Source organism: Roseococcus sp. SDR, assembly GCF_019083995.1.
In the GTDB taxonomy this organism is placed as follows: domain Bacteria; phylum Pseudomonadota; class Alphaproteobacteria; order Acetobacterales; family Acetobacteraceae; genus Roseococcus.
In genome coordinates this window covers 1-26,734 of sequence record NZ_JAHRCU010000018.1, presented here as the reverse complement: position 1 = coordinate 26,734, position 26,734 = coordinate 1, and the positions used below count along the sequence as shown (strand labels likewise).

The 26,734-nt window shown below is 71.5% G+C and carries 20 protein-coding genes; 13 read left to right on the top strand and 7 right to left on the bottom strand.

The annotated features are described in order from the left end of the window. Positions 1 to 5 precede the first annotated feature (5 nt). The 4 genes from KTR66_RS18465 to KTR66_RS18450 all read left to right on the top strand — a co-directional run bounded on the left by KTR66_RS18465 (position 6) and on the right by KTR66_RS18450 (position 7,650). Positions 6 to 1,328, top strand: coding sequence for a hypothetical protein (locus tag KTR66_RS18465; RefSeq protein ID WP_213615137.1), 1,323 nt, complete (start codon positions 6 to 8; stop codon positions 1,326 to 1,328). Then, positions 1,318 to 3,891, top strand: coding sequence for an MMPL family transporter (locus tag KTR66_RS18460; RefSeq protein WP_213615135.1), 2,574 nt, complete (start codon positions 1,318 to 1,320; stop codon positions 3,889 to 3,891). The genes KTR66_RS18465 and KTR66_RS18460 overlap by 11 nt, the downstream gene beginning before the upstream one ends. Before the next feature lie 194 nt (positions 3,892 to 4,085). Then, positions 4,086 to 6,572: an Ig-like domain-containing protein gene (locus KTR66_RS18455; protein WP_213615133.1), complete on the top strand. Its 2,487-nt coding sequence runs from the start codon at positions 4,086 to 4,088 to the stop codon at positions 6,570 to 6,572. Positions 6,573 to 6,696: 124 nt separating this feature from the next. Further along, positions 6,697 to 7,650, top strand: a complete 954-nt coding sequence (locus tag KTR66_RS18450) for a tripartite tricarboxylate transporter substrate binding protein (protein WP_213615131.1) — start codon at positions 6,697 to 6,699, stop codon at positions 7,648 to 7,650. A gap of 3 nt (positions 7,651 to 7,653) precedes the next feature. Here KTR66_RS18450 and KTR66_RS18445 read toward each other — a convergent pair whose 3' ends face one another. Genes KTR66_RS18445 through KTR66_RS18425 form a run of 5 tightly spaced genes read right to left on the bottom strand, consistent with a single transcriptional unit; the run spans position 7,654 to position 12,983 of the window. Beyond that, complete coding sequence (locus KTR66_RS18445; protein ID WP_213615129.1) at positions 7,654 to 8,592, bottom strand: glycosyltransferase family 2 protein; 939 nt, start codon at positions 8,590 to 8,592, stop codon at positions 7,654 to 7,656. Next, on the bottom strand, positions 8,589 to 9,836 hold the full coding sequence (locus KTR66_RS18440; RefSeq protein WP_213615127.1) for a lipopolysaccharide biosynthesis protein: 1,248 nt from the start codon (positions 9,834 to 9,836) through the stop codon (positions 8,589 to 8,591). The genes KTR66_RS18445 and KTR66_RS18440 overlap by 4 nt, the downstream gene beginning before the upstream one ends. Beyond that, positions 9,833 to 10,876, bottom strand: coding sequence for an endo-1,4-beta-xylanase (locus KTR66_RS18435; protein ID WP_213615125.1), 1,044 nt, complete (start codon positions 10,874 to 10,876; stop codon positions 9,833 to 9,835). Before KTR66_RS18435 ends, KTR66_RS18440 begins: the two co-directional genes overlap by 4 nt. Continuing rightward, entirely contained in the window at positions 10,873 to 12,048 is a 1,176-nt protein-coding gene (locus tag KTR66_RS18430; protein WP_213615123.1) for a hypothetical protein, read from the bottom strand. Before KTR66_RS18430 ends, KTR66_RS18435 begins: the two co-directional genes overlap by 4 nt. Beyond that, complete coding sequence (locus KTR66_RS18425; protein WP_213615121.1) at positions 12,045 to 12,983, bottom strand: glycosyltransferase family 2 protein; 939 nt, start codon at positions 12,981 to 12,983, stop codon at positions 12,045 to 12,047. The genes KTR66_RS18430 and KTR66_RS18425 overlap by 4 nt, the downstream gene beginning before the upstream one ends. 90 nt (positions 12,984 to 13,073) lie before the next feature. Here KTR66_RS18425 and KTR66_RS18420 point away from each other — a divergent pair, with 90 nt between their 5' ends. Continuing rightward, positions 13,074 to 14,165 carry an acyltransferase gene (locus KTR66_RS18420; protein WP_213615119.1) on the top strand — a complete coding sequence of 364 codons (1,092 nt, stop codon included), beginning with the start codon at positions 13,074 to 13,076 and terminating at the stop codon, positions 14,163 to 14,165. Here KTR66_RS18420 and KTR66_RS18415 read toward each other — a convergent pair. Further along, a complete protein-coding gene (locus KTR66_RS18415) occupies positions 14,159 to 14,902 on the bottom strand; it encodes a WecB/TagA/CpsF family glycosyltransferase (protein WP_213615117.1) in 744 nt (247 codons plus the stop codon). The genes KTR66_RS18420 and KTR66_RS18415 overlap by 7 nt on opposite strands. A 51-nt stretch (positions 14,903 to 14,953) precedes the next feature. Here KTR66_RS18415 and KTR66_RS18410 point away from each other — a divergent pair, with 51 nt between their 5' ends. The 4 genes from KTR66_RS18410 (at position 14,954) to KTR66_RS18395 (ending at position 20,944) form a co-directional block, all read left to right on the top strand. After that, on the top strand, positions 14,954 to 17,125 hold the full coding sequence (locus KTR66_RS18410) for a hypothetical protein (protein WP_213615115.1): 2,172 nt from the start codon (positions 14,954 to 14,956) through the stop codon (positions 17,123 to 17,125). Between the two features lie 14 nt (positions 17,126 to 17,139). Next, a complete protein-coding gene (locus tag KTR66_RS18405; RefSeq protein ID WP_249732250.1) occupies positions 17,140 to 17,835 on the top strand; it encodes a polysaccharide biosynthesis/export family protein in 696 nt (231 codons plus the stop codon). Positions 17,836 to 17,843: 8 nt separating this feature from the next. Then, positions 17,844 to 19,187, top strand: coding sequence for an O-antigen ligase family protein (locus KTR66_RS18400; protein WP_213615111.1), 1,344 nt, complete (start codon positions 17,844 to 17,846; stop codon positions 19,185 to 19,187). A gap of 257 nt (positions 19,188 to 19,444) precedes the next feature. Continuing rightward, positions 19,445 to 20,944 carry an exopolysaccharide biosynthesis polyprenyl glycosylphosphotransferase gene (locus KTR66_RS18395; RefSeq protein ID WP_213615109.1) on the top strand — a complete coding sequence of 500 codons (1,500 nt, stop codon included), beginning with the start codon at positions 19,445 to 19,447 and terminating at the stop codon, positions 20,942 to 20,944. A 280-nt stretch (positions 20,945 to 21,224) separates the two neighbouring features. On the opposite strand, the gene KTR66_RS18390 is transcribed toward KTR66_RS18395, so the two are convergent. After that, positions 21,225 to 22,622, bottom strand: coding sequence for an amidohydrolase family protein (locus KTR66_RS18390; RefSeq protein ID WP_213615107.1), 1,398 nt, complete (start codon positions 22,620 to 22,622; stop codon positions 21,225 to 21,227). A 71-nt stretch (positions 22,623 to 22,693) separates the two neighbouring features. Between KTR66_RS18390 and KTR66_RS18385 the strand changes: the two genes are divergently transcribed. From KTR66_RS18385 to hutI, 4 genes are read left to right on the top strand one after another with little or no spacing between them, the layout of a single operon-like run. Beyond that, entirely contained in the window at positions 22,694 to 24,247 is a 1,554-nt protein-coding gene (locus tag KTR66_RS18385) for an ABC transporter substrate-binding protein (RefSeq protein WP_213615105.1), read from the top strand. Positions 24,248 to 24,260: 13 nt separating this feature from the next. Further along, the gene (locus KTR66_RS18380; protein WP_213615103.1) at positions 24,261 to 24,677 is read left to right on the top strand and encodes a RidA family protein; all 417 of its coding nucleotides are present in this window, start codon (positions 24,261 to 24,263) and stop codon (positions 24,675 to 24,677) included. After that, positions 24,674 to 25,390, top strand: a complete 717-nt coding sequence (locus tag KTR66_RS18375; protein WP_213615101.1) for a RidA family protein — start codon at positions 24,674 to 24,676, stop codon at positions 25,388 to 25,390. Before KTR66_RS18380 ends, KTR66_RS18375 begins: the two co-directional genes overlap by 4 nt. Further along, on the top strand, positions 25,368 to 26,582 hold the full coding sequence (gene hutI, locus KTR66_RS18370) for an imidazolonepropionase (protein ID WP_371819164.1): 1,215 nt from the start codon (positions 25,368 to 25,370) through the stop codon (positions 26,580 to 26,582). Before KTR66_RS18375 ends, hutI begins: the two co-directional genes overlap by 23 nt. Positions 26,583 to 26,734 lie beyond the last annotated feature (152 nt).

Sequence of the window (26,734 nt, the reverse complement as noted above, 5' to 3'; positions counted from 1 at the left end):
GCTGAGTGGAATCGGGGCTCGCCCCTGCCCTGCTGGAGGCGAGCGCGCTGGCGGCGCGCAGCGCGCTGCTGGGGGGTGCGGCCTTCCTGGCGCTGGTGGCAAGCCCGCTCGCGCGGCGCCTGCCGCCCGGCCAGGCCGCCATCCTGATGGCGCAGACGCAGCTCTTCCTGCGGCTCTCGGCGCTGGCGACGATGGGGCTCGCGCTCGTGCAGCTCTTTGCCGGGCAGTTCGGCGCGATCGGCGTGCTTCTGGCGGCCGCGGTGCCGCTGGCCCTCGCCCCGCGTGAGGGGCCGGCGCCGCGGCTCGCGCTGGCCGTTCTGGGCTTCAGCGCGCTCGCCATGGTGCTGGGCGTCACCGAGGGGCGGCTCAGCCTGTTGCAGCCGGGCAGCGTGACGCTGGCGACCCTGCTGCGGGAGAGCGGTGCCGCGCTCTGGATGGGCAACCTGCCCCTGCTCTGGATGCTGCTGCGGCCCGCCTGGCCGGCCGCCGTGCCGCAGGCGATCGGCATGCGGCATGCGGGGCTGATGCTGGCGGGCATGGCGCTGGTGATGGGCGGGCTCTTCGTCGCGGCGCCGCATCGTGGGCTGCTGTTCGGCGCGGAGGCGTTTCCGCTGCTGGCGATCACGGCGGGCTTTGTGGTGCTGGCGCAGATCGCGGCCGCGCTGCGCGTGGCCCTGCTGCTGGATGCGGGCCGGGCCGCGCCGGCCAGCCTCTGGCTGCCGCGGCTGCGCTGCGTGGTGGAGGCGGAGCTGCTGCTCGCCCTCGCGCTCTGCGGGCCGATCGTGGCGCTGTTCCGCCTGGGCGCGGCGGGGCTGGAGCCGGCAGCCTCCCCCGACCTTGGCGCGCTGGTGCCGCATTTCGGGCTGCACGGGCTGGGGCCGGTGGAGCTGGGTGGCCTCGTGCTGCTGCTGATTGCGCTGCTGGCCTGGCTGAACCGGCTGGGCGGGGCGCCCTTCGCGCGCTTCGCACCGCTCTTGCTGCTGCCGCTGGGCCTTGGCCTCACCTGGGGAGCCACGGGGATGGCGCTGGCGCTGGCCCTGCTGGTGATGGTCGCGGGCCTCGCCGAGGCCTGGGTGGTGTTCCGCGGGAATGCGGCGGGCCTGGGGATGGTGCTGCCCTTCACGGTGATCCTGGGCGTGATCCTCGTGCTGGCGGGGTCGCCGCCGCGCTGGGCGCTGCTGCCGTGTTTCCTGGCCACGCTGGCGCTGCTGATCCGCTGGGCGGAGCTGCGGCTGCCCGATGCGCGGGATCGTGCCGTCACCGCCTTTGCCTGGCCCTTCGCGCTGGGCGCCTTGGGCCTCGTCCTGGTGCTCGCGCATGACGTCTGATCCGGCGGCCGGGCTCGGCCGCATCGTGGTGGCGCTGGTGCGGCTCTCGCTGCGGCGGACGATCCTGATGCTGCTGCTGTTGGCCCTCGGCACGGGCGGCGCGGGCTGGCTGGCGGCGACGCGCTTCGCACTGGATTCCGACGTGACGAAGCTCTTTCCGCAGGACCTCCCCTGGCGGATGGCGGAGCGGCAGATCGAGGCCGCCTTTCCGCAGCGGCAGGACCTCATCGTCATCGTGCTGGACGCGGCCGAGGCGCGCGAGGCGGAGCGGCGGGCGGAGGCGCTGGCCGGCGCCTTGCGCGCGCATCCCGGCCTGTTCCGCAGTGTGCGACGGCCGGATGAGGGGCGCTTCTGGGCGACGCAGGGCCTGCTTTATCTCGACCTGCCCGAGGTGCAGTCCATCACCGGGCAGATCATCGCGGCGCAAGGCCTGCTCGGCCCCTTCGCCGCCGATCCGAGCCTGCGCGGTGTGGCCGAATTGCTGCGCCTGATGGGCGAAGGCCTCGCGCGGGGCGAAGCGGATGCGGCACGGCTCAGGGCCCCGCTCACCGCCTTCGCCGAGGCCGCCGAGGCCGCGCTGCAGGGCCGCGTGGCGGCGCCCGATTGGGAGAAGCTGCTGACCGGGCGTGAGCCGCGCCCCTTGGAGCTGCGCCGGCTGATCCTGGTGCAGCCGGCGCTGGACTACGAGCAGCTCACCGCCGGCGCGGCGGCGACCGAGGTGATCCGGGCCGAGGCGGCGCGGCTGTCCATCCCGATCCGCCTCACCGGCCCCGTACCCATGGCGGATGAGGAATTCGCGACCGTCAGCGCGGGCGCGGTCGAGAACTCCATCCTCTCCTTCGTGCTGGTGGGCGTGCTGCTCTGGATGGCCTTGCGCTCCTGGCGGCTGATCTGGCCGCTGCTGGTGCTGATCGTGGTGGGGCTGGTCTGGACGGCGGGGTTCGGGCTCTTGCTGGTGGGCAGCTACAACCCGCTCTCCATCGCCTTCGCCGTGCTCTTCATCGGGCTCGGGGTGGATTTCGGCATCCAATATGCGGTGCAGTACCGGGCCGAGCGCGCGCATCTGCCCGAGCTCCGGCCCGCGCTGGAACAGGCGGCGCGCGTGGCCGGGCCGGGCATGACGCTGGCGGCGCTGGCGGTCACGCTCTCCTTCCTTTCCTTCTGGCCCACGGATTACCGGGGTGTGGCGGAACTCGGCCTGGTCGCCGCGCTCGGCATGGTGATCGGCTGGTTCCTGGCGATGACGCTGCTGCCCGCGCTGCTGGTGGTGGCGCGGCCGCGCGGCGAGGCGCGGGAGGTGGGCTACCCGGCGCTGCGGCCGGTGGATGCCTGGCTTTCGGTGAATGCCGGCGGCGTCGGGCTGATGGCCCTCGCCTTGGCCGCCATCTGCGTGGCCAGCCTGCAATGGCTGCGCTTCGACACCAACCCGATCAACCTGCGCGATGCCGGCGCGGAATCGGTGGCGACCTGGCGCGACCTGGCGCGCAGCCCCGAGACCAATCCGAACACGCTGGAGGTGCTGGCCCCCGACCTTGCGGCGGCCGAGGCGCTGGCGCGGCGGCTCGCTTCCCTGCCGGAGGTGGCGCGCGCGACGACGCTGGCCGATTTCATCCCCGCGCAGCAGACGGAGAAGCTGGCACTCATCGAGGATGCGGCCATGCTGCTGGGCCCCGCATTCGCGGCCGAGCCCCGCCCCGCGCCCGATGCGCTGGCCGAGGTGGCCGCACTCCGCGCGGCGGCGAGCGAGCTGGCGCCGCTGCCGGGCGAGGCGGCGCGGCTGGGCCGGGCGCTCGGGCAGCTTTCGCGCGGCGGGGCCGAGGCACGCGCGGATTTCACGGCCGCCACCGTGCCGGGGCTGAACGAGTTGCTGGCCCGCATCCGGGACATGCTGGCGGCGCAGCCGGTGACGGTGGAGAGCCTGCCGCGCGAGATCCGCGCCGAATGGATGACGCCGGACGGCCGGGCACGGGTGGAAGCGGTGCCCAACCCCATCGCGGAGGACGAGACCACCCTGCTCGTGCGCTTCGCCGCCGCCGTACGCGCCGTGGCACCGGAGGCGACGGGCCTTGCCGTCTCGATGCAGGAATCCTCGGCCACCATCCAGCGCGCCTTCCTGCAATCGGGCGTGCTGGGGCTCGTCTTCGTGCTGGCGCTGCTCTGGCTGACGCTGCGCTCGCTCCGGCTTTCGTTGCTGGCCCTCGCCCCGCTCGCGCTGGCGGGGCTGATGACCATGGCGCATTGCGCCCTGCTGGGGCCCGATCTCAACCTCGCCAACATCATCGCCCTGCCGCTGCTCTTCGGGCAGGGGGTGGCGTATGACATCTACTTCGTCGCCGCCTGGCAGCAGGGGCGGCGCGATTTGCTGGCGAGCCCACTGAACCGGGCGGTGATCTATTCCGCCGTGACCAATGCCGCGGCCTTCGGGGCGCTGGCCCTCTCGCCGCATCCCGGCACGGCCAGCATGGGCGTCGTGCTCTCGGTGAGCCTCGTCTATTCGCTGTTCTGCGTGATGCTGGTGCTGCCGCCGCTGCTCAGGCTCTTCGCGCCGCCGACCCGGGGCTGAGCCGCCCCTCTTGCATTTTGCAATGCACCTCGCGGCCGGCGGGCGTGAAGGCGCCCTCCCAGGCATTTTGCAACGATGCTGGGCGACCGAAAAAGAATTATATTTCAGCACTTTGACCGGATGCCCCTGCCCGCCCAACCCTGGCACGGCGCATGCACACCGGAGGGACAACACCGTCTCAAGGGGCTTGCATCATGGTTCGTCCGATCATCACCGGTACCGCCAACGCCGACTGGCTGCACCTGCAGGCCGCGGCGAGCGCGATGGAGGTGACGAGCGGCGCGGGCGATGACGGCATCTTCGCCGGCGCCTTCGACGACCTGCTGCGCGGCGGCGAGGGCAATGACCTGCTCTGGGGCAATGCGGGCAACGACACCATCCTGGGCGAGGCCGGCAATGACCAGGCCTGGGGCGGCGATGGGAATGACAGCCTGGATGGCGGCGAAGGCCAGGACCTGCTCTGGGGTGATGCGGGCAACGACACGCTGCGCGGCGGCGCCGGCCAGGACCAGCTCTGGGGTGGCGAGGGCGAGGACAGCCTCGATGGTGGCGCGGGCAACGACATGCTCTGGGGCGGCCAGGGCAATGACACCCTGGCGCTGGGCGAGGGCAACGACCAGGCCTGGGGCGAGGACGGGAATGACCGCATCGCCACCGGCACCGGCAATGACACGGTCTGGGCCGGCCAGGGCGATGACAGCATCGACGGCGGCGCGGGCGATGACAGCCTGACGGGCGAAGCCGGCAACGACACGATCCTGGCCGGCGAAGGCCGCAACATCGTCAGCGGCGGCGAAGGCCAGGACAGCATCACCGCGGGCGGCGGCCACGACACCATCACAGGCGACCAGGGCGACGATGTGATCGCCGCCGGCCAGGGCAACAACCTGGTGCATGGCGGCGAGGGCCAGGACCGCATCACCGCCGGCACGGGCAACGACACCATCACAGGCGACCAGGGCAATGACGTGATCGACGCCGGCGCGGGCGACAACACGGTCTGGTCCGGCCAGGGCGATGACAGCGTCATCACCGGCGCGGGGAATGACGAGATCGGCACGGACGAGGGCAACGACACGGTCCAGTCCGGCGCGGGCCATGACCGCGTCTATGGCAATGGCGGCAATGACAGCATCGACGCCGGCGAGGGCAATGACTTCGTCACCGGCGACATGGGCCAGGACAGCATCAACGGCGGCGCCGGCAATGACAGCCTCTTCGGCGGCGAGGGCAATGACCTGATCATCGCGGGCGAAGGTGCCGACCGTGTGCAGGCCGATGGCGGCAACGACACGGTGGTGCACAGCCGCAGCGCGGGCGGCGGCGACTTCTTCAACGGCGGCGCGGGCTTCGACACGCTGGCCTTCGACATGACGCTGGCCGACTGGCAGGACAGCGCCTTCCAGACCGAGCTGCAGGGCTATCTGGCGCGCCTCGGCGCCGGCAAGACCGGCCTCTACAGCTTCACCTCGCAGGGCCTGCAGGCCACCAACTTCGAGGCGGTGGGCATCAAGGTGGATGGCCAGACCCTGACGGCGGCCGATGACGCGGTGACCGCCCGTGCGGATGCCTTCTCGGTGACGGAAGACGCGGCGAGCCTCTCGGGCAACCTGCTGGCGAATGACACGGTGGCCGACCTGGTGGCTAAGATCGAGATCATCGGCGCGGCCAGCGAAGGCACGCTGAACCTCGGCGCCAATGGCGCTTTCACCTGGGCGGGCGGCGACGCCTTCCAGGCGCTCAAGGCGGGCGAGAGCCGCGCCGTCACCTTCTCCTACCGCGTGACGGACAGCGACGGCGACACGGGCACGGCTGAGGCCAGCATCACGGTGCAGGGTCAGAATGACGGCCCGGTGGCGGTGGCCGACGAGGGCAAGACCGACGAGGACACGGCGACGAAGATCGACCTGCTCGGCAATGACAGCGACGTGGATGGCGATGCGCTGACGCTGGTGGGCGTCTCGGCCTCCGAATACGGCGCCAGCATCAAGATCGACGGCGGCGCGGTGGTCTATGACCCCACGGCCTCGGCCAAGCTGCAGGCGCTGGGCGCGGGCGAGACCGCGACGGACAGCTTCACCTACACGGTGCGCGACGCGAATGGCGCCGAGGTGACGCAGACCGTGACGATCACGGTGGGCGGGCTGGACGACAAGGAGGAGATCACGGGCAAGCTCATCGCCTCCTTCGAGGATGGGCTGGGCAAGGGCTGGCAGGACACGGGCGATGTGGAGACGGTGAAGGGCGGCACGGAAGGCAAGATGGCCGCGCGCCTCTCCACCGACGACGCCAAGGACCAGAAGCAGGTCGAGGGCTGGCTGCAGCTGGGCAAGGGCACGCTCGACAAGCTCGGCTACGGCGATGCCGACGAGGGCTCGGCCATCCGCGGCAAGGTGGAGCTGGAGGAGGGCCAGACGCTGAACTTCGACTGGCTCTTCGGCGCCGCCGCCAAGTCCGGCGGCAATGACTTCGCCTTCGTCACCCTGCGCCATGACGGCGAGAACGAGGTGTTCGGCCTGGCCGATGTGAAGGCGGTGGGCGAAGGCAAGAACAGCGGCTGGCAGAGCTTCTCCTTCAAGGCGGATGAGGCTGGCAGCTACGAGATCGGCATCGGCGTGATGGATGTGGGCAGCAGCGACGGCCACGCGACGCTGCTGCTGGACAATATCTGGATCGGCTGAGGCGGTACGCAGTGGCGCCGCCCTCCCGCAGCGGGGGGCGGCGCTTGCGATTCGACGCGCCTGCGCTGATGCATGCCGCCGCGCCCTGTGGCAGGCTTCCCCGCAATCAACGGAGGAAACCGACATGACGACGCGTCGCCTGCTGCTCGCTTCCCCAGCCCTGCTGGCCATGCCCGCCGCCGCGCAGAATTGGCAGCCGGAGCGCGCCATCACCATGATCGTGGCCTTCGCGCCCGGCGGCGGCACGGATGTGGCCGCGCGCACGCTGGCGCGCTTCATGGAGCGGGAACTCGGCCAATCCGTCGTCGTGCACAACCGCGCGGGGGCCGGCGGCGAGGTGGGCTGGGCAGAGCTGGCCCGCGCGCGGCCGGATGGGCTGACCATCGGCTTCATCAACACGCCCAATCTCGTCACCATCCCAATCGAGCGCCAGGCGCGCTACCGGCTCGAGGATTTCGCGCCCATCGCCAATGTGGTGGATGATCCGGGCGGCTTCTGGGTGCTGCCGGACAGCCCCTGGCGCAACCTGGCCGATCTGGCCGCCGCCGCGCGCGCCGCACCGGGCACCATCAGCTATGGCACGACGGGCGTCGGCTCGGATGACCACCTGGCGACGCTCGCCTTCGAGCGGCTGACCGGCACGCGGCTGCTGCACGTGCCCTTCAACGGCTCTTCCCAGGTGCGCAACGCGATCCTTGGGCGGAACATCCAGATCGCGGCCATGAACATGGGCGAAGGGGTGGGCGATTTCCGCCAGGGCGTGCTGCGGCCGCTCGGCCAGATGGCGGAGACGCGCTGGGCCAATACGAATGACGTGCCCACCTTCCGCGAGCAGGGCTTCGACGTGGTGGATGGCTCGCTGCGCGGGCTGGCCGCGCCCGCCGGCACGCCCGCGCCCGTGCTGCAGCGCCTCGCCGCCGTGGTGCGCGGCGTGATGGAGCATCCGGATTTCGTGGCGGCCGCGACCCAGCAGCAATTGCCGCTGCGCTTCCTCGACCCCGACCAGCACCGCGCCGTGCTGTTTGCCATGCGCGAGAACTATCAGCGGATGTGGGCGCAGCATCCCTGGCGGGATTAGCCGCTACGGCTTGATCACCGCCGCATAGACCATCGCCTGGCGCAGCTTGGCGAGGTTGAGCCGAAGGCCCACCGGCAGCGCCGGCCAGAGGGCCGCGCGCAGCAGCAGGGCCTTCAGCCAGCCCCAGCCGCTGACCGGGCGCAGCACGCGCATCAAGGGCCAGAGGCGATGGCGGCGCACCGCTTCGGGATGCGCCGCCGCCAGCAGGGCGTAATTGCCGACCGAGCGATCCAGCCGGCCGAGCCAGCTGGCATCCGTGTGGTGCTCCATGTGGGAGACGCTGTTCTCCACATGGCGCACCTGCGCCAGCGGGCGGATGCGCAGCGCCCAATCCGTGTCCTCCCAGCCCCAGCCGGTGAAGCGCGCGTCGAAGGGCGCCCGCAGGAAGAGATCGCGCCGGAGCTGGAAATTGGCGGAGAGGAAATTGCCCTCCGGGTCGCGGTTGCGCTCGGCGGCGGGGATCCATTCGCGCTTCTGGCTATGCGCCTCGAAGAGGCGGGCGTCGCGCGGCGCGGGCGGGCAGCGCTGGCCGGTGCGCCCGCCGCAGGTCACGGCCCCGGGCGCCTCGCGCGCGGCGGTCAGCGCTCGGGCCACGAAGCCTGGCGCATCGGGCAGGGAATCCGCGTCGAGGAAAAGGATGTGCTCGCCGCGCGCCGCCTCGGCCAGCGCGTTGCGCGCGCCCGAGCGGCCGAGATTGCGGGGTGCGAGCGCGAAGCCGGCGGCGAGGCCCCGCGCCTCGGCCATGGCCAGCACCTCCCCCTGCCCTTCCAGCGCCGGGTTGCCATCCACCAGCACCAGCAGCTCCACCGCGCCGGGCGCGGGGAGTGCGGCCATGTCGGCGAGCAATTCGGCCGCCAGCGGGCGGATGTCGCGGTCATAGGTCGGCACGAGGATGGAAAGCTCGGGCCGGGCCGTGGCGCGGGCGGTGGTCTCCTGCATCATCGCGCCCCTCCGCGCAGGGCGAGCGCCCAGACCAGCGCCGCCGTCACCGCCTGCACGCCGAGCCGCGCGAGGATCGCGCCCTCCATCCCCAGCAGCGGCGTAAGCCACCAGCATGTGCCGAGTGTCAGCGCGAGCGAGGTGATGACGACGGCGAGGCGGTGCGATTGCCGGCCGACCGCGGTCAGCAGGTCCGCGCCGATCACGAAGGCGCCGAACAGCGCGGGCATGGGCGAGAGCCAGCGCACCAGGGCGGGCAGCGCCTGGTAGGCCGCGCCGAAGACCCAGGGCAGCAGGCCGGCGAAGACCAGCAGGCCGAGGCCGCCGGCCAGCCCCAGCGCCACCGCGAGGCCGAGGCTGCGCCGCGCGAGGCGGCGGCACTCGGCCAGGTCCTCCGCCGCCAGCTTGAACATGCGCGCATAGATCGCGTAGCCGAGCGCGCGGATGGGCAGGGCCAGCACCTCCACGATGCGCAGCGCGGCGGCGTAGAGGCCGGCGGCCTCGGCGCCGAGGAATTGCAGGACGATGGGCTTGTCGAGATCCTTCACCGAGGCCTGCAGCGCGCTTTCCGCCGCGAAGGCCAGGCCCTCGCCCCAGAGGCCCGGGATCCAGCCGGCATGCGGCCAGCCATGGTCGCGCACGACGAGGCCGAGGCAGATCAGCGCGGAGAGCGCGGCGGCACCCGCATACCAGGCGGCGAAGGCGCTGAGCGTGAGCGGCGCATGGACGAGGCCGGCCAGCAGGATCGCGGCAAGGCGCAGCGCGCCCGGGATGACAGTGACGGTGGATTGCCGCGCCGAGCGGCCGCCCGCCATGTAGATGGCGATCGCGAGATTGGCCCAGCGCCCCAGCCAGAGATCGGCCAGCAGCACGCATGCAAGCGCCAGCGCGCCGATGCGCCCCGCCTCGATCAGCGGCAGCAGCAGGAAGAGCAGCAGGCCGAGCGGCAGCGCGGTGACGAGGATGGAGAGCAGCCCATGCCCCACCCAGCGCCGCATGGCGGAGGGCTCGCGCGCCACCTCGCGGATCAGCAGCTGGTCGCTGCCCCAGCCCGCGAAGCAGCCGGCGGCGACCGTGATGGCGGTGAGTGCGGCGAAGAGGCCGTAGCCCTCGGGCCCCAGCAGGCGCAGCGCCAGCAGCAGCCAGCCGATCTGCGTCAGCAATTGCAGCCCGAAGCCGCCGAACAGCACGGAGACATCGAAGGCCAGGGCCTTGGCCGGCAAGAGGCCGAGGAGCCGCGCCTTCATGCGCGCAGCGCGCCGGCGATGGCGTGCCAGAGCGGCTTCTTCGCCATCTCGCGGTCGAGCGGGTGGGAGCGCGAGGGCAGGCCATCCCGCCGCCGGGCGAAGGCGCTGTCCTGCTGCCAGGCCTGCACGTCCGACAGGCCCCAGAGGACCAGCATGCGCACGGCCGGCTGGTCCAGCGCGACGCGCAGGAAATCGGCGGCCATGGCGGCCCCTTCGGCATCGCGCGCCGCGATGTCGGCGGGCAGCAGGCGGTCCACGATGTCGAGCTCGGTCACCTCGATGGCGAGGCCCATCCCCGCCACATCGCGCAGGAAGCGCGCGAGGCGCGCGGCGTCGAAGGGCGCGGAGCGGGGGGCCAGATGCGCCTGGATGCCGAGCGCGCCGACCGGCGCACCCGCGCGCAGCAGGCGCTCCAGCAGGCGCAGCATGGCGGTGCGGCGGCCATCCTGCCGGCGGTCACCGAGTTCGAGGTCGTAGTCGTTGATGACAAGGCGCGCGCCGGGATCGGCCTCGCGCGCCCAGAGGAAGGCCTGGCGGATGAGGTCGGGGTCGGAGTGTGGGCCGTCGCGCAGCCCATTCTCGCCGATGGGTTCGTTCACCACGTCCCAGCTCGCGATGCGGCCCTGGAAATGCCCGGCGACGGTGCGGATATGGCGCTCGAGGGTCGCGCGCAGCTGGGGGGCGGGCATGGCGGCGGGGTCGAACCAGCGCGGCAGCGCCTCGTGCCAGACCAGCGTGTGGCCGCGCAGGTCCATGCCGCCGGCGAGGGTGAAGGCGGCGACCTCCTCGGCGGGGGCGAAGTTGAAGCTCTCCGGGTCGGGGCGCAGCGTGTCCCACTTCAGTTCCAGGCCAGGCGTGATGAGGGCCGCGTCCCGGCGCAGCAGCGGTTGCAGCGCGGGATGATCCCGCAGCTGCCCGCGCGTGACCATGTTGCCGATGACGAGGCCGCGCGCCTCGGCCAGCGCGCGCAGGCCCGGCTCCTGGGCCAAGGCGGTGGCGGCGAGAGGCGTTCCGAGAAGGGCGCGGCGGGCGAGCCTCATGCGCGCCCTGTCAGCCGGCGAAAGAGGCGCTGGCGGCGGGCGAAGCGGTCGAGCGCGGCGGCATCGTCGAGATAGGCGCGGAGCAGGCCGGGGTCCGTCCAGGGCACGTCATGCCAGGCGCCGTGCAGATGCGGCGAATGCGGGTCGCGCAGCCATTCGCCGGGGAAGAGCGCGACCTCGGTGCCGGGCGGCGGGATGGCGGCGGCATCCTCCCCCTTGAGATGCGCGGCATAGGCGGCGGCGAGACCACCGCCCAGGTGACAGATGGGAGTGGCGCGCGGGTTCATCTCGATCAGGAGCTTGCGGCCGGTGCCGGGCTCCACCACGAAGTCGAAGCCGAGGAAGCCGGAGAGGCCGAGCGCCTCGGTCATCGCGGCCGCGCTCGCCGTCATCTCCGCATCCTCGACGACGCGGATCACGGTTGCGGGGGCGGTCGGGCTCGCGGCCTGCAGCACCTCCACCGAGAGGCCGGCGAGCACACGGCCGCGCTCGGCGATGACGGCGCGATTGGCGGGATGGCCGTCCACGAAATCCTGCAGATCGGGCATGCCCGGCTGCCAGTCGCGCCGCGCGAAGACCGGGTTGAGGCTGCCCTCCCAGGCGGCGAGCTTGAGCGACTGCAACAGGCTGGGCGCGGTGGTGGCGCGGGCGAAGGCGGGCGCCGCGTCGCTCATCGCGCGCAGCACCTGCACGCCGGCGCCGCCCCAGCTGCCGTCGGTCTTGAGCACGCGCGGCAGGCCGCCCTCGGCCAGCGCGGCCTGCAGCGCGGCGAGGCTTTCCACCGGGCGCGTCGCGGGCATGGGCAGGCCGAGGCGCGCGGCCAGCGCCATCTGCGCCGATTTCGCGGCGGCGACCGCATAGCCCGAAGGGTCCCCGAGCGAGGCCTCGATCAGCGCGCTCAGATCCGCCTCGGCATGCAGCGCGCGCAGCAGGGCGGCGGCGCGATCATCGGCGGGGATGGCGCGGTCCGGCCGGGCCGCGCGCAGCGCGCGGGCGAGGTCAGCGCCCATGGACCAGGGGCGCAGCAGATGCTGGCGCGTGGGCGCCGCGCAGCGTGCCAGCAGGGAGCCGCGCGGCGAGGCCGCCTCCACCACGCATCCCGAATCACGCAGCGCCATGGCGAGGCGCGCAGCCACCGTCCAGGGCTGGGTGGAGACGACCAGCAGCCTCATGCGCGGGATGCGCGCGCGAGGCGCCACCAGGTGATCTTGCCCGCCACCTCGGTGAACTTCACCGATTGCAGCGCGGCCGGGCGCCCACCGCCGCTGAGTGCCGCGAGCGCCCAGCGCAGGCCGACCACGCCCAGCTGCACCACGCCCTTGGCCATCAGCAGCAGCCCGTCGCGCATGGGTGCGGTGGAGCGGCGCAGCAGCACCGTGCCGTAGATCTGCCCGGTGCGGAAATTGCGGCCGCGCATATAGGCCAGCGTCGCGCGGTCGGCCGGGACGAGTTCATGCACCACCGCCTCGGCGCACCAGACGAAGCGGCGCCCGCGCGCGAAGAGGCGGAGGAAGAGGTCGAAATCCTCGCCGCCGCAGCGGCCGAGGAAGGCGTCGAAGGGCGCGGCCTCATCGAGGCAGGTGGCGCGCATCAGCAGCGAATTGCCCGTGCCGATCCAGCGGCCGGAGACGCTCTCGTCATGCCGCAGCGTGAGCTGGCTGCCCGTGGGCCAGGAGAGCTTGCGCTCGTAGGAGCGGCCCGTGGGGTCCCAATCGGGCGGGCCGCCGGGAAATTCGGGGATGACGGCGCCGAAGACGAGATCGGCGCCCGTTGCCACCTGCGTGGTGATGAGCGCGTGCAGCCAGCCGGGCTCGCAGCGTTCGTCATCATCGAGGAAGACCACACGCTCGCCCTCGCTCGCCGCCACGCCCGCATTGCGGGCGAGCGAGATGTTGGGATCGGGCGCGGCCAGGTAGCGGAGCGGCAGGCCGGGGTCGGCGATCATCGCCTCCACCGCGGCGCGCGCGTTGGAATCCGGGGAATTGTCCACCACCAGCACCTCGGCTGCCTCGCCCTCGGGCAGCGCCTGCGCGCGCGCGGTGGCGATGGCGCGCGCGAGCGGCCCTGGGCGGTTGAAGGTGCAGATCACGACAGTGGTGCGCGGCATGGATCGCAGCTTTCCGCCGAAGCGCCGGCGGGTGCAAGCGCGATGGATTTGCAACCGCGCTGCCCCTGCCCTACCCAGCATGCGATGCCCGTGAATGACCCCGCCGCCCCGCTGCCCGCGCTCGATGGGCTGCGCGCGGTCTCCATCCTGATCGTCATCGTCTCGCATGCAGGGTTCGGGCGGCTGGTGCCGGGGGGCCTCGGCGTCACGCTCTTCTTCGCCATCAGCGGCTTCATCATCACGCGGCTGCTGCTGGCCGAGTGGGAGGCGCGCGGGCGCATCGCGGTGGGCGCCTTCTACGGGCGGCGCGCGCTCCGGCTGCTGCCCGCGCTGCTGGCCTATCTGGCCTGCGTGGCGCTGACCTTCCTGGCGCTGGGCCTGCCCTTCGTGCTGGCGGAATGGCTGGCCGCGCTGTTCTACACCGCCAATCTCCACGCGCTGTGGCAAGGCTTCCCGGACCATCCGGCGCTCGCCCCGCATCCCTTCAGCATCCTGTGGTCGCTGGCGGTGGAGGCGCATTTCTACCTGATCTTCCCGCTCATCCTCGCGGCGCTGGCGCGGCGTGGCTGGTTCCTGCCGGCGCTGGCGCTGGGCTGCGCGCTCTCGCTCGGCTGGCGCATCGTCGTGCATGCGGCCTGCGACGGCGGCGCCGGGCCGGTCGCGCTCTGCGGCACCTTCCCCGCCTATCGCATCCATGTGGGCACCGACACGCGGCTGGACGCCATCCTCTATGGCTGCGCGCTGGGCTGGCTCTGCCGCCCGGGGGGCATGCCCGGCTGGATCACGGCGCGCTGGCCGCTTTGGCTCGGTGCGGCGATGGTGCTGGCGAGCCTCGTGATCCGCGAGCCCTCCTTCCGCGAGACGGCGCGGCATTCGCTGCAATCGGCGGGGATCGCCCTCGCCCTCGGGCCGCTGCTCTTCGCGCCCGCCGCCGCCTGGCTGCGCAGCGCGCTCTGCTGGCCGCCGGCGCTGCTGGTGGGGCGGATGAGCTACGTGCTCTACCTGTTTCACTGGCTGGCCGTGGGGCTCGCCTGCGCCGCGACGGGCGAGGCGATGCGCGAGAGCCCCTATGGCGCCGCCTGGTATGCGGTGTTCCTGGCCGCGACGCTGCTGCCCACGGCGGCGGTGTATTGGGGGCTGGAGCGGCCCATGGCGCTTTGGCGCCGCCGCCTGCGTCACTGACCCTTGGGCACCTTGCGCATCGCGCGCAGCAGGCGCGGCGCCTCCAGCAGGTAGCGGCGCCAGAGGCGGCGCGGTTCGCTCGCCAGGCGGTGCAGCCATTCGAGATGCGCGCGCTGCATCCAGGCCGGCGCGCGGGCCTTGGCGCCGGTCACGAATTCCAGCGCGGCACCGAGGCATAGCCCCACCCCCGTGGCGCCGCCCGCCGCCTGGATGCGCGCGGCGAGCTTCTCCTGCTGCGGCGAGCCCACGCAGAGGAAGACGAAGCGCGCCGGATGCGCCGTGACGAAAGCGACGGCCGCCTGCACCGCCGCCTCGTCACGGATGAAGCCCATGGGCGGGTTGTGGTGGAACAGCGCGGTGAGGCCGAAGCGCGCGCGCAGCGCCTCCGCCATGGCGGGCGAGCCGCCGATCACGGTCACCGGCGTTCCGGGCTCGATCGCGCGGGCGAAGAGGGAAGCGGCGAGGTCACTGCCCGGAGCGAGGTTCAGCCGCACGCCGCGCCGGCCGGCCAGCAGGCGGAGGATGCGGCTGTCATTCAGCGAAAGCCAGGCGCCGTCATACAGCGCGCGCAACGCGTCATCCCCCGCTTCCAGCCGCAGCAGGTGGTCTGCATTGGGCGTCACCACATAGGCGAAGGGCGCCGATGGGTCGCGCGCCGCAATCAGCGCCAGGGCGCCATCGAGGTCGAGATCGTCGAAGCGCACGCCGAGCAGGCGCAGCGCGGGCACGGTGGACATCAGCGTTCCCTAGCAATGTCGAAAGCGTTCATCTACAAACAAGTACTTTGCATGGCTGGGGGGCCGGTGGAGAGCTCGGGCGAGGATCAGGGCGGCATGGGCGGGGCGCTGACCATGGCGCCTTCCGGCCCACCCGCCCGCCGCGCCCAGCTTCCGCCCGACGAGCCCGCCTGGGGCGGCTTCCACGCCATGGACCTGCTGGTGACGGCGGCACTCCGCTGGCGGTTGCTGCTTCTGGCGGCCCTGCTGCCGGCATTCGCGGGGCTCGGCCTCGCCTTCACGGTCAGCCCGCGCTTTCCCGCCACCGCCATCCTGCTGGTGCAGACGGCGCGCGATGCCTCCTCCGCCGCCGACATCACGGGCATCGGCCCCAATGTCGTCTCCGTCGAGGTGCTGAAGGTGACGCGGGCCGAGGCGGAGATCCTCAGCAGCCCGCAAGTGCTGCGCACGGCGCTGCTCTCGGCGCCGCCCGGCGCCATCATGGCCGAGCAGACCACCACCGAGGGCACCGAGTTCGACCGCGCCGTGGAAGAGCTGGGCGAGGCGCTGCGCTGGGAGCTGGAGCCCGGGTCCAACCTGCTGCGCGTGACGCTGACGCTGCCCGACCGCGCGCGGGCGCTGCGCGGGCTGGAAGCAATCCTCGCCGCCTATTTCGACCGCCGCGCGCTGCTGGCCGGGGATGACGGCGCCCGCCTGCTGGCGACCGAGCATGAGCAGGCCATGGCGCGGATCCGCAGCGTGGATGAGCGCATCCGTGCAACGCGCGAGGGGGCGGGGGTGCTCGACATCCCGCAGGATATCCAGCTCGCGAACACGCGGCGCGAGGAGCTGATGCAGCGCGAGAACCGCGCGCGCGAGGCGCTGGCCACCGCCCGCGCGCAGCTCGCGGCAGCCGAACAGCAGCTCAGCGGCCAGCCGCCCCGCGTGCTGGCCTTCAGCGACACGACGAACCTGCGCAACAATGACGACAGCCGCAACCAGCTGAACCGCCTGCTGGCCGAGCGCGCGCACATGGCCGCGCAATACGCGCCCGACTGGCCCGGCCTGCGCGACCTCGATCGCCGCATCGCGACCCAGCGCGCCCTGGTGATGCAGGAGGCGGGCGCCAACTTCACGACGACGCGCGAGGTGCGCAATCCCGCGCAGGAGCTGCTGGTGAACCGCGCGGTCACCTCGCGCCTCGAGATGGAGACGCTGGCCGGCCAGCTCACGGAGGTGACGCGCCAGCGCGAGGAGGCGGAGCGCCGCGGCCAGGCCCTGCTGGTGGCCGAGGTGACGCTGCGCGACCTGCAGCGCGAGCGCGAATCCCTCGAGGCCATCGCGCGCCAGCTCGCCACGCGCGAGGCGGCGCTGCGCCTGGGCGAGGAGGCGCGCCGCCAGGCCCGCGCCGGCGTGCGGCTCATCCAGCCGCCCACCGTGCCGGTGCATGGCCGCAGCCTGAAGCGCGTGATCGCGGCGGGCGGCGTGGTGCTGGGCCTGGGTCTCGCCGCCGGCCTCGCGCTGCTGCTGACGCTGACGCGCCGCACGGCGGCGACGGTGGATGAGGCGGTGCGCGCGCTGCGCCTGCCGGCGCTGGCCCGCTTCGGCACGCTCGCCGGCGGCAAGGCCGATCTCTCGCCCGATCCGCGCATGGAGGATCTGGCCTCGCTGCTCGGCGATGCGCGGGTGGATGGCCTGCGGCCGGCCGCGATCCAGCTGGTGGGGGCGGCGAAGGGCGATGGCCGGGCGGAGCTGGCGCGCGCGCTGGCGGTGACGCTGGCCCAGCGCGAGGGCGGCCGCATCGCGCTGGTGGACCTGCTGGGCGACGGGCGCGAGCATCTGGCCGCACTCGGCTCCTCGCCGCAGGTGGCGGACCGCCAGCCGGGCGAGATCCTGATGCTGCCGACCGTGCTGCCGCGCCTCTTCGTCTCCTTCGAGGCGGCGGAATCCAATCTCGCCTCGCCGCGCGCCTCCTATGAGCGCGCGGCGCTCTACATGGAGCGCATGCGGCGCGTCTTCGAGACGATCATCATCATCGCGCCCGACGAGCCGGAGAGCTACGCGCTGCGGCGCGTCGCCGCCGTCGTGGACGCGAACCTGCTGGTGGTGCGGGGCGAGCGCACGGGGATGGGCCATGCCCGCCGCGCGCGGGACGCCGTGCTGGAGGCCGGCGGCGCGCTGCTCGGCCTCGCCTATACCGGCTTCCGCCAGGTGCTGCCGCGCCGGCTGCAGGGCTGGTCATGAGGATCGCGCGGCGGATGCTGCCGCTGCTGCCGCTCATCGGCTGCACGGGGCATGAGATCACGGCGACGCCGCGCGACGCCGAGGGCTTCCTGCCCTGGAGCAACGCCGCCCCCGAATACCGCATCGCCGCCGGGGACCGGGTGCGCGTCCAATACCTGCTCACACCTGAGCTGAACGAGGTGGCGCTGGTGGCGCCCGACGGGCAGGTGGCGCTGCGCGCGGCCGGCCGCGTGGATGTGGCGGGGCGAACCCTCTCGGAGGCGGAGGCCGCCATCACCCAGGCCAGCCGCCGGTACCTGACGCATCCGGTGGTGACGCTCGGCATCGAGGAGGCGGCGGGCTCGGTCGTGCTGGTGGGCGGCATGGTGCGCAACCCGGGCCAGCACCCGCTGCCCGCGCGGCGCGGCGCGCTGGAGGCGGTGATCCGCGCGGGCGGCTTCACCGACGAGGCGCGGCTCAGCGAGGTGGTGCTGATCCGCCGCGGCCCGGGCGACCTGCCGATGATGCGCACGCTCGACCTGCGGGCCTTCGTCTCGGGCACGGCACCCGAGGATGTGCCGCTGGCGGCGGGCGACATCGTCTATGTGCCGCGCTCGCGCATCGCGGAGGTCAACCTCTGGATCGACCAGTATGTGAACCGGCTGATCCCCTTCTCGCGCAACTTCTCCTACTCGATCAACCGGATCCCGACGGTGGGCGGGGCCTTCTGATGCGGCGCGTGGCGCTGCCGCCCGGCGTCGCCCCCGTGCCGCCGCCGATGACGCTGCCCGCCTTCGCCGAGGTCGGGCCGCGCATCCAGGCCGTGCTCGCCGCCTGCGCGGTGTTCCTCTACTCGGGCGCCAAGATCCAGACCGGCTCCAGCTTCGCGGCCGCGGAACTGGGTGCGGTTGATCCGCTGAACCGCGCCCTGCAACTGCTGATGCTGGGGGGCTGCGGGCTGCTGGCCCTCTGGGCCGGGCGGCCGGCGGTGCGGATCGGGCTCCGGCTCTGGCCCTTCCTGCTGGTGCTGGCGCTGATCTTCGCATCGGCGCTCTGGTCCCAATCCATGGGGCACACGCTGCGGCGTTCGCTGGCGCTCGTGGCGCTGGTCGCCTTCGTGGTGGCGACCGGCACGGTGCTGGGCCTGCCGCGCTTCTTCCGGATCTTCCTCGGCGTCATGGCGGTGCTGATCGCGGCGTCTCTGGCGGAGGCGGGGCTGCGGCCCGCGGTCGGCTTCGACACGGGGGATTATGCGAACGCCATCCGCGGCGTGTTTCCACAGAAGAACGTGACGGGCGTGGCGCTGCTCTTCGCCGGGCTCGCGCTCTCCTTCCTGGTGCTGGAGCGCGGGCGGCTGCGCTGGACGGATGCCGCCTGGCTCCTCCTGCTGCTGGTGATGCTGGTTCTTGCGCGGTCCACCACGTCGCTGCTGATGACGCTGGTGGTGGCAGGGGTGACGGTGCTGGTGCTCTGGGCCTCGCGCGGGGGGATCTGGGGGGCGGTGGCGGGGCTGGTCACGGTGGTCGGGCTGGCGGCGGGCCTGGTCATCTTCGCGGGCATCGGGATGGAGGGGTTCTTCGACCTGATCGGCAAGGATTCCTCGCTGACGGGGCGCACCTTCATCTGGGACGGCGTCTGGCACACCATCGCGGCGCGGCCGCTGCTGGGCCATGGCTATGCCGCCTTCTGGCTGGAGAACTCGCGCAATGTACGCAGTCTCGCCGAACGCGTCGCGTGGGAGGTGCCCAATGCCCATAGCGGCTACCTGGAGGTGCTGCTGCAGCTGGGCTGGGCGGGGATGGCGCTGGTCGGCCTGATGGGTGCGGCGACGCTGGCGCTGGCGCTGCGGGCGATCTGGCGCGGCCAGGTGGGGCTCGGGCTCTGGGCGCTGCTGGTCCTGGGGCTGGTCGCCATCGTGAACCGGACGGAATCCCTGCTGCTCAACCCGGATTTCCCCATGCTGTTCTGGCTGCTGGCGCTGGTGGCGCTGGGGGGCGCGCGGCCGCGTCGGCCACAAAACTCATCAAGCCAAGGCGCGCCTGGCGCGATAGATCGGGCGAGGCGGGTTGTCCGGACAGTCTGAAGCGTGATCAACAAGGATCGATCAGGGTTCAGGCTTGGCTGAGAGGCGGATTCACGCCTTTGGCGATACCGCCAAAGGCGATCAGACCCCAGGCCCTTGGCCGGTTGATGCGCGCTTCGGCTTTGCCGGATGGATGATTTTCGCGCAATGCTTGTAGTTGAATCTCAATTCATGGATCACCTTGCAATTTTTCGCCGGCTGCGTCAATGATAATGCTCCCCGATGCTTCCCCCGGCTCCGGAGACCCTTCGAGCAGAATGCGCGCGCCCTCCCCGCATGATGATGCCGCCCTCGCCGCCGAGGAGCCGCGCCCCTCGGCGCTCGCGGGTGCGCAGCCGGTCGCGGCCTTCACGCAGCTCGCCTCCCTGCTCGACCTGCTGGCGCTGCTGGTGGCCGGGCTGCTCTGGATCGACGCGCCGCTGGTCACCTCCGTCTTCACGCCGCTCGAGGGGCGGCTGATCGGCCTCGGCATGGCCGCGCTCTGCTGGGCGGCCATGCTGTCGCTCACGCCGGCGGCGCTGGGCCGGCTGCTGGACATGCGCTGGGCGATCGCCGATGCGGCGCTGGTGCCGGGCTTCGTCGGCACCGCCGCGGGGTTGCTCACCTATTTCGCGTCCGACGCGCATGTCGCGGGCGCTATCCTCCTCTGGCCCGCCGCGGCGCTCTCCCTTCTGCTGCCGCTGCGCATCCTGCTCTCCGGCCTCGCCATCCGTGGCGTGCGCGATGGCTGGCTGCGCCGGCGCATCGCCGTGGTGGGGGCCACCGAGATGTCGGCGGAGCTGATCCAGCGGCTGACCGATCCGGCCAACCCCGAGATTCCGGACCTGGTGGGCGTCTTCGACGACCGCGACGCGACGCGTCGCCCGCCGGAGGTGAGCGGCGTCGGCGTGCGGGGCGACATCGCGGAGCTCTGCCGCCGCGCGCAGACCGAGCGGCTGGACCTCATCGTCATCGCGCTGCCGCTCAGCCGTGCCATGGACATCCTGCGCTCGGTCCAGCAGGTGCAGGCGCTGACGGCCGAGGTGGTGGTGCTGCTGGAGGGCCAGAATGCGGCGCCCCAGGGCACGCGCGTCTCGGTCATCGCGGGCTATCCGGTGCTGCAGCTGGTGCGCCAGCCGCTGCAGCCGGGCGCGGTGCTCGCCAAGGGGGCGCTGGACTATGTGGTGGCGGCGCTGGCGCTGCTCATGGTCTCGCCCCTCCTGCTGCTGGCGGCGCTCGCCATCCGGCTGAGCGGGCCGGGGCCGGTGCTCTTCCGCCAGCCGCGCGTGGGCCGCAACGGGCGCATCTTCCACATCCTGAAGCTGCGCACGCTGCGATGGGACCCCTCGGATGACGGCACCAAGGGGGTGGTGGCCAACGACAAGCGCGTGACACCCATCGGCCATGTGCTGCGCGTGCTCTGCATCGACGAATTGCCGCAGCTCATCAACGTGCTGCGGGGCGAGATGAGCCTGGTGGGGCCGCGGCCGCATGTGGCGCATATGCTGGTGGCGGGGCGGCCGATCGAGGAGCTTGTGCCCGGCTATGGCGCGCGGCACCGCATGAAGCCGGGCATCACCGGCTGGGCGCAGGTGAACGGGCTGTCCGGCACCATGACGGATGTGGGCATGGCGCGCATCGTGATTGCGCATGACCTCTCCTACATCAGCGAGTGGTCGCTCTGGCTCGACCTGCGGATCCTGGCGCGGACGGCGGTGATCTCGCTCTTCGGGCGCAACGCCTTCGACGTTCAGCTGCGGGAGTGGAAGGGGCTCTAGCAGGCTGCTGAAAAACTCCGCTGTGGGACCGAGGGGCCAGCCCCTCGGACACCCCGGCAAGAACCTCAGCTTCTTGCATCTCCGATAAGTATTTGATTTAATTTAGCAATTGAAGATCCAAGAAACTGGTGAAAACCAAGCAGGTTTTCACCTTGGCGGGAGAGTACGAGAGGGCGGAGCCCTTTCGTCTTTTGGCCTTCTTCAGCAGCCTGCTAGGCCCCTCGCTTTTGCGAGACTGATTCACGCCCCCGCGCGTGCCGCCAGGGCCGATCAGGCTCGGCTACACATCCAGCCAGCGCAGGCCGCCGGGCGGCGGCGGGATATCGGGGTTCTTGGCCATCATCCCCTCCCAGACGCGGCGGGTGACGCGCTGCGCCTCGGCCATCAGCGCGTCCTCATCCAGCGCCAGCATCTTGCGGTCGCGCAGCAGGAATTCACCATCCACCATCACGGAATGCACCGCACCCGGATGCCCGTAATGCACCACGCTGGAGATCAGGTTGATCACGGGCCTGAGGCTCGGCGTGTTGAGGTCGAGGATGGTGAGGTCCGCCTTCTTGCCCACCTCGATGGAGCCGATCAGCGCGCTGGCGCCGACCGAACGCGCGCCATTGCGGGTGATGCCATCCAGCACCTGCTGGGGCGAGGGATTGACCCCCCCCTCCGTCGCGCGGCCGCGGCCGCCGCGATGGGTGATGAGGCCGATCTTCATGGCGTGGAACATGTCCTCCGTCATGTTGTCGGTGCCGAAGGCGATGTTCACGCCGGCGTCGCGGATCAGGCCGAGCGGCGCGATATGCGGCCCGCGGCGCGAGGAATTGGCCGGGCAATGCGCCATCTGCACCCCGCGCCCAGCCAGCAGTTCCACATCGGCGGGCGTGCAATAGGTCCAATGCGCGCCGACGAGATCGGGGCCGAGGAAGCCCTCGCGGTCCAGGTAGCCGGCGGGCGTCAGCCCATCGCGCATCTTCGCGACCGCATGCACCTCCTCCATGCTCTGGGCGAGGTGGACGGTGCGCGTCAGGCCATATTTCGCGGCGAGTTCGGAGAGCTTGTGCAGCATGGCGGGGGAGCAATTGTCGGGCGCGTGGGCCGCGATCTGGAAGTTCACGCGGCCCTCGCCTTTGCCCTGCCAGGCCTCGATGCAGGCGACCGTGCGCTCGAGGAAGACGCGGCCGAATTCGGGGTCCTCGCGGTAATCGCCCATGCGGATGCGCAGCGTGTTGATGTCGGCGCAATTCTCGGAGAGCCAGAGGCGCAGGCCGGTGGCCGCCATCGCATCAATGTAGTTGGGCACGTGGCGGAAGGGGTCCACCAGCGTGGTGCAGCCGGAGCGGATGGCCTCGAGGCAGCCCATGCTGACCATGATGGCGCGTTCTTCCGGCGTCATCTCGTAGCTGACGGGCGACATGTAGCCATAGACGGCATTGCCCGCCCAATCCTCCACCGTGCCGCGCAGCACGGTGAGTGCCGTGTGCGTGTGCGCGTTGATGAAGCCGGGGAAGACGGCGAGGCCGCGGCCCGAAAAGCGCGGGAGGTTCGGGTAGTCGCGCTCCAGCGTGGCGCTGTCACCCACGGCCGCGATGCGGTCGCCCTGGATGGCCACGGCGGCGCGGTCGAGCAGGCGCCGCTCCTCATCCTGCGTCACGACGACGGTGTCGGTGATGAGCAGATCCATCGCGCTTTCTCCATGGACTTGGGGCGCATCATCCTTCCACAGTTGCGCCTCGATGCAAGCGGGAGAGTGACATGCGGCGTCTGGTCTTGGCATGCGTGCTGTTCGCCGGCGCGGCGCAGGCGCAGGATGTGAACATCGCGGTGGGGGGCGCCTTCACCTCGCTCGATCCGCATTTCCACAACCTGACGCCGAACAGCGCGCTGACGCAGCATCTGTTCGACCGGCTGCTGGAGCCGGACGCGGACCTGCGGCCGCAGCCGGGGCTGGCGGAGAGCTATCGCGCGCTTTCGCCCACCTCCTGGGAGTTCCGGCTGCGCCCCGGCATCCGCTTCCATGACGGCACGCCCTTCACGGCGGATGATGTGGCCTTCACCTTCGCCCGCGTGCCGAATGTGGCGGGCAGCCCCGCGAGCTACGCCTTCTTCACGCGGCCGGTGCGCGAGGTGGTGATCGTGGATGCGCTGACCTTCCGGCTGGAGACGCATGCGCCCGCACCGCTGATCCCGGCCATGATGCAGGGCCTGCCCATGATCGGTCGCCGCCAGGGCGAGGGCATGGCGACCAGCGACTACAATAGCGGGCGGGCGGCCATCGGGACCGGGCCCTATCGCTTCGTCTCCTATGCGCCGGGGGATCGCGCGGTGTTTGCGCGCAACACGGATTGGTATGGCGGGGCGGTCACCTGGAACCGCGTGACCTATCGCTTCATCGGCAATGACAGCGCGCGTCTGGCCGCACTCAAGGCGGGCGATGTGGACCTGATCGACCAGGTGCCGACGCGCGATGTGGCGGATCTCGCGCGCGATGGGCGGCTCACGGTGTTCAGCAAGCCGAGCCTGCGCAACATCTATCTCTACCTCGATGGCTGGCGCGAGCAGACGCCGCATGTGACGGACCACCAGGGCCGCCCCCTGCCCGCCAACCCCTTGCGCGATGTGCGGGTGCGGCGCGCGCTCTCGCTCGCCATCAACCGGCCCGCGCTGGTGGCGCAGGTGATGGATGGACAGGCCGCGCCCTCGGGGCAGCTCCTGCCGGCGGGCGCGGTGGGGCATGACCCGGCGCTGGTGCCCGACCGCTACGACCCGGAGCAGGCGCGGCGACTGCTGGCCGAGGCGGGCTATCCGCAGGGCTTCATGGTCGCGCTGCACGGGCCCAATGACCGCTACGTGAATGACGCGCAGATCCTGCAGGCCATCGCGCAGATGTGGGCGCGGATCGGCGTGCGGGTGCGGGTGGAGGCACTGCCGTCCAGCGCCTTCTTCAGCCGTTCGGCGCGGGATGAGTTCAGCATCGGCTTGCTCGGCTGGGGCACCGGCACGGGTGAGCCGGACAGCCCGCTGGCGAACCTGCTGGCGACCATCGACCCTTCGCGCGGGCGCGGGGCCAGCAACCGCTCGCGCTATTCCAACCCGCGCTTCGATGCGGCGGTGGACCGGGCGCTGGCCACGCTGGACCTCGCTGAGCGCGAGTCCGTGTACCGGGAGGCGACGGGGATCGCGATGGCCGACCAGGCGATCATTCCCCTGCATCATCAGGTAAACATCTGGGCCGCGCGGCGCGGCTTCACCTATGCGCCGCGCAATGACGAGCGCACACTCGCGATGAGCCTCACGCGAGGCCCCTGAGGAGAGAGCAGAGATGGCGCATCAGCGTTTCCGCCGCTTCAACACCGGCATGTATTACAAAGATCACGACGTGAAGAACGAGATGTGCATGGCCGTGCGGGCCGGCAACATCATCTTCCTGCGCGGCCAGACCGGCTTCACCTTCGATGGCGGCTTCGTGGGCCATGGCGATGCCGCCGCCCAGGCCGACCAGGCGATGAAGAATGTGAAGGTGCTGCTGGAAGAGGCTGGCGCCAAGATGGAGCATATCTGCAAGATCACGACCTACATCACCGACCGCGCGTATCGCGAGAGCGTGTACCAGGTGATCGGCCGGCATCTGGGCACCATCGCGCCCGTGGGCACGGGGCTGATCGTGAACGGGCTTGCTCTGCCGGAAATGCTGGTGGAGATCGACATCGACGCCGTGATCCCGGATGGCGAGGGATGATCCATCTGGGTGGCATTTCGGCGGGGGATGTCGCGCCCTTCCATACGGCCGAGGCCGCGGCGCGCCAGGCCGAGGCGGTGTTCGACCGGCTGGAGGCGGAGATCACGCGCCAGGGCGGCAAGCTGACGGACCTCTGCAAGATCACCATGCAGATCACCGACCGCGCCTGGCGGCAGGCGGTCTATGGCGTGATGGGCCGGCGGCTGATGGGCGTGCGCCCGGTCAGCACGGGGCTCATCGTCAAGGCGCTGCATGATCCGCGCGCGCTGTTCCAGCTCGACGCCTTCGCGGTGCCGGGCGGGCCGCATCAGCGCATCCGGCCCTATCGCTCGACCAGCATGCCCTATGGGCTGGAGAAGCAGCCCTTCGAGGCGGAGTTCTGCATGGCCGTGGTGGCCGGGAAGCGCGTGTTCCTGCGCGGGCAGACCGGCCTCACCCTGGAGGGCGGGTTCTCGAATGTGGGGGATGCGGGCGGGCAGGCGCGCATCGCCATCGCCAATGTGCAGAAGCTGCTGGCCGATGCGGGCGCGACGCTGGCGGACGCCGTGCATGCGACGGTCTATGTGACCGATCGCGCCTATATCGGGCCGGTGATGCGCGAATTGCTGCCGCCGCTTTCGGCGCACCCGATCCCGCACACGCTCTTCGTCGTGAAGGGGTTGGCGGCGCCGGAGATCCTCATGGAGATCGATGTGCATGCCGTCCTGGGATGATCTCTGGCTGGATGCGCGGCTCGTCACCATGCAGGGGGATGGGCTCGGGCTGATCGAGCCGGGGGCGATCGCGGCCAAGGATGGGCGCATCGCCTGGGTGGGGGCGATGGCGGATCTGCCGCATCGGGACGCGGCGCGGCTGCATGAGGCGGGCGGGCGCTTCGTCCTGCCGGGCTTCGTGGATGGGCACACGCATCTGGTCTTCGCCGGCAACCGCATCGGCGAGTTCGAGCGGCAGCTTGGGGGTGCGACGCGCGCGGAATTGGCGGCGGAGGGTGGCGGCATTCTCTACACGACGCGCGAGACGCGGCGCGCGAGCGTGGAAGAGCTGGTGGCGATCGCGACACCGCGCCTGCACCGGCTGATGAGCGAGGGGGTGACCACGCTCGAGATCAAGTCGGGCTATGGGCTCGACCTGGAGAGCGAGCTGAACATGCTGCGGGCGGCGCGGCTGCTGGGCGAGAGGAATGGCGTGCGCGTCGTCACCTCCTTCCTGGGCGCGCATGTGGTGGCACCGGAGTACACCGGCCGTTCAGCGGACTACATCACGCATCTGATCGAGGTGATCTTCCCCGCCGCTCTCGCGGAGGGGCTGGTGGATATCTGCGATGGCGGGATCGAGGGGCTCGCGATCCAGCCGGCCGACATGCTGCGCCTCTATGCGGCGGCGCAGGCCGCGGGCATCCCGGTGCGGGGGCATACGGACCAGTATGGCGATGTGGGCGGGGGCGGAATCCTGGCGGGGATCGGCGCGCTCTCGGCCGATCACCTCGAGTATGTGAGCGAGGCCTCGCTGGCGGCGATGGCGAAGGCGGGGACGGTGGGCGTCTTGCTGCCGGGCTCGACGCTCTTCCTGAATGAGATGCGGCGGCCGCCGGTGGAGCTTTTCCGCAAGCATGGCGTGCGGATGGCGCTGGCCACGAATTGCAATCCGGGGTCTTCGCCCACGCTCTCGCCGCTGCTGGTGCTCGCGCTGGGGTGTTCCTTCTTTCGCATGACGCCCACGGAGGCGCTGCGGGGAATGACGGTGCTTGGCGCGGCGGCCATTGGCCTGGGCGGCCAGGCTGGCGAGTTGCGCGCGGGGCTGCCGGCGGATTTCGTGTTGTGGGAGATCAGCGCGCCGGCGGAGCTGTGCTACTGGCTCGGCGGATCGCCGCCGCGCGAGATCGTGCGCGCTGGGAAAGTGAACTGAAAAGGCCTCCGGCGGCTGGGGCCTCAGGCCCTGTTCAGACTGGGAAGATGTTTGACGGGTGTTCGGGGACATCCCTGACGGTTTTGAGGATGGCCTTAGGGCCTCTGGTGTCAATCCATCCGAGATCGAAACGCATGAAGTGCAGGCTCCAG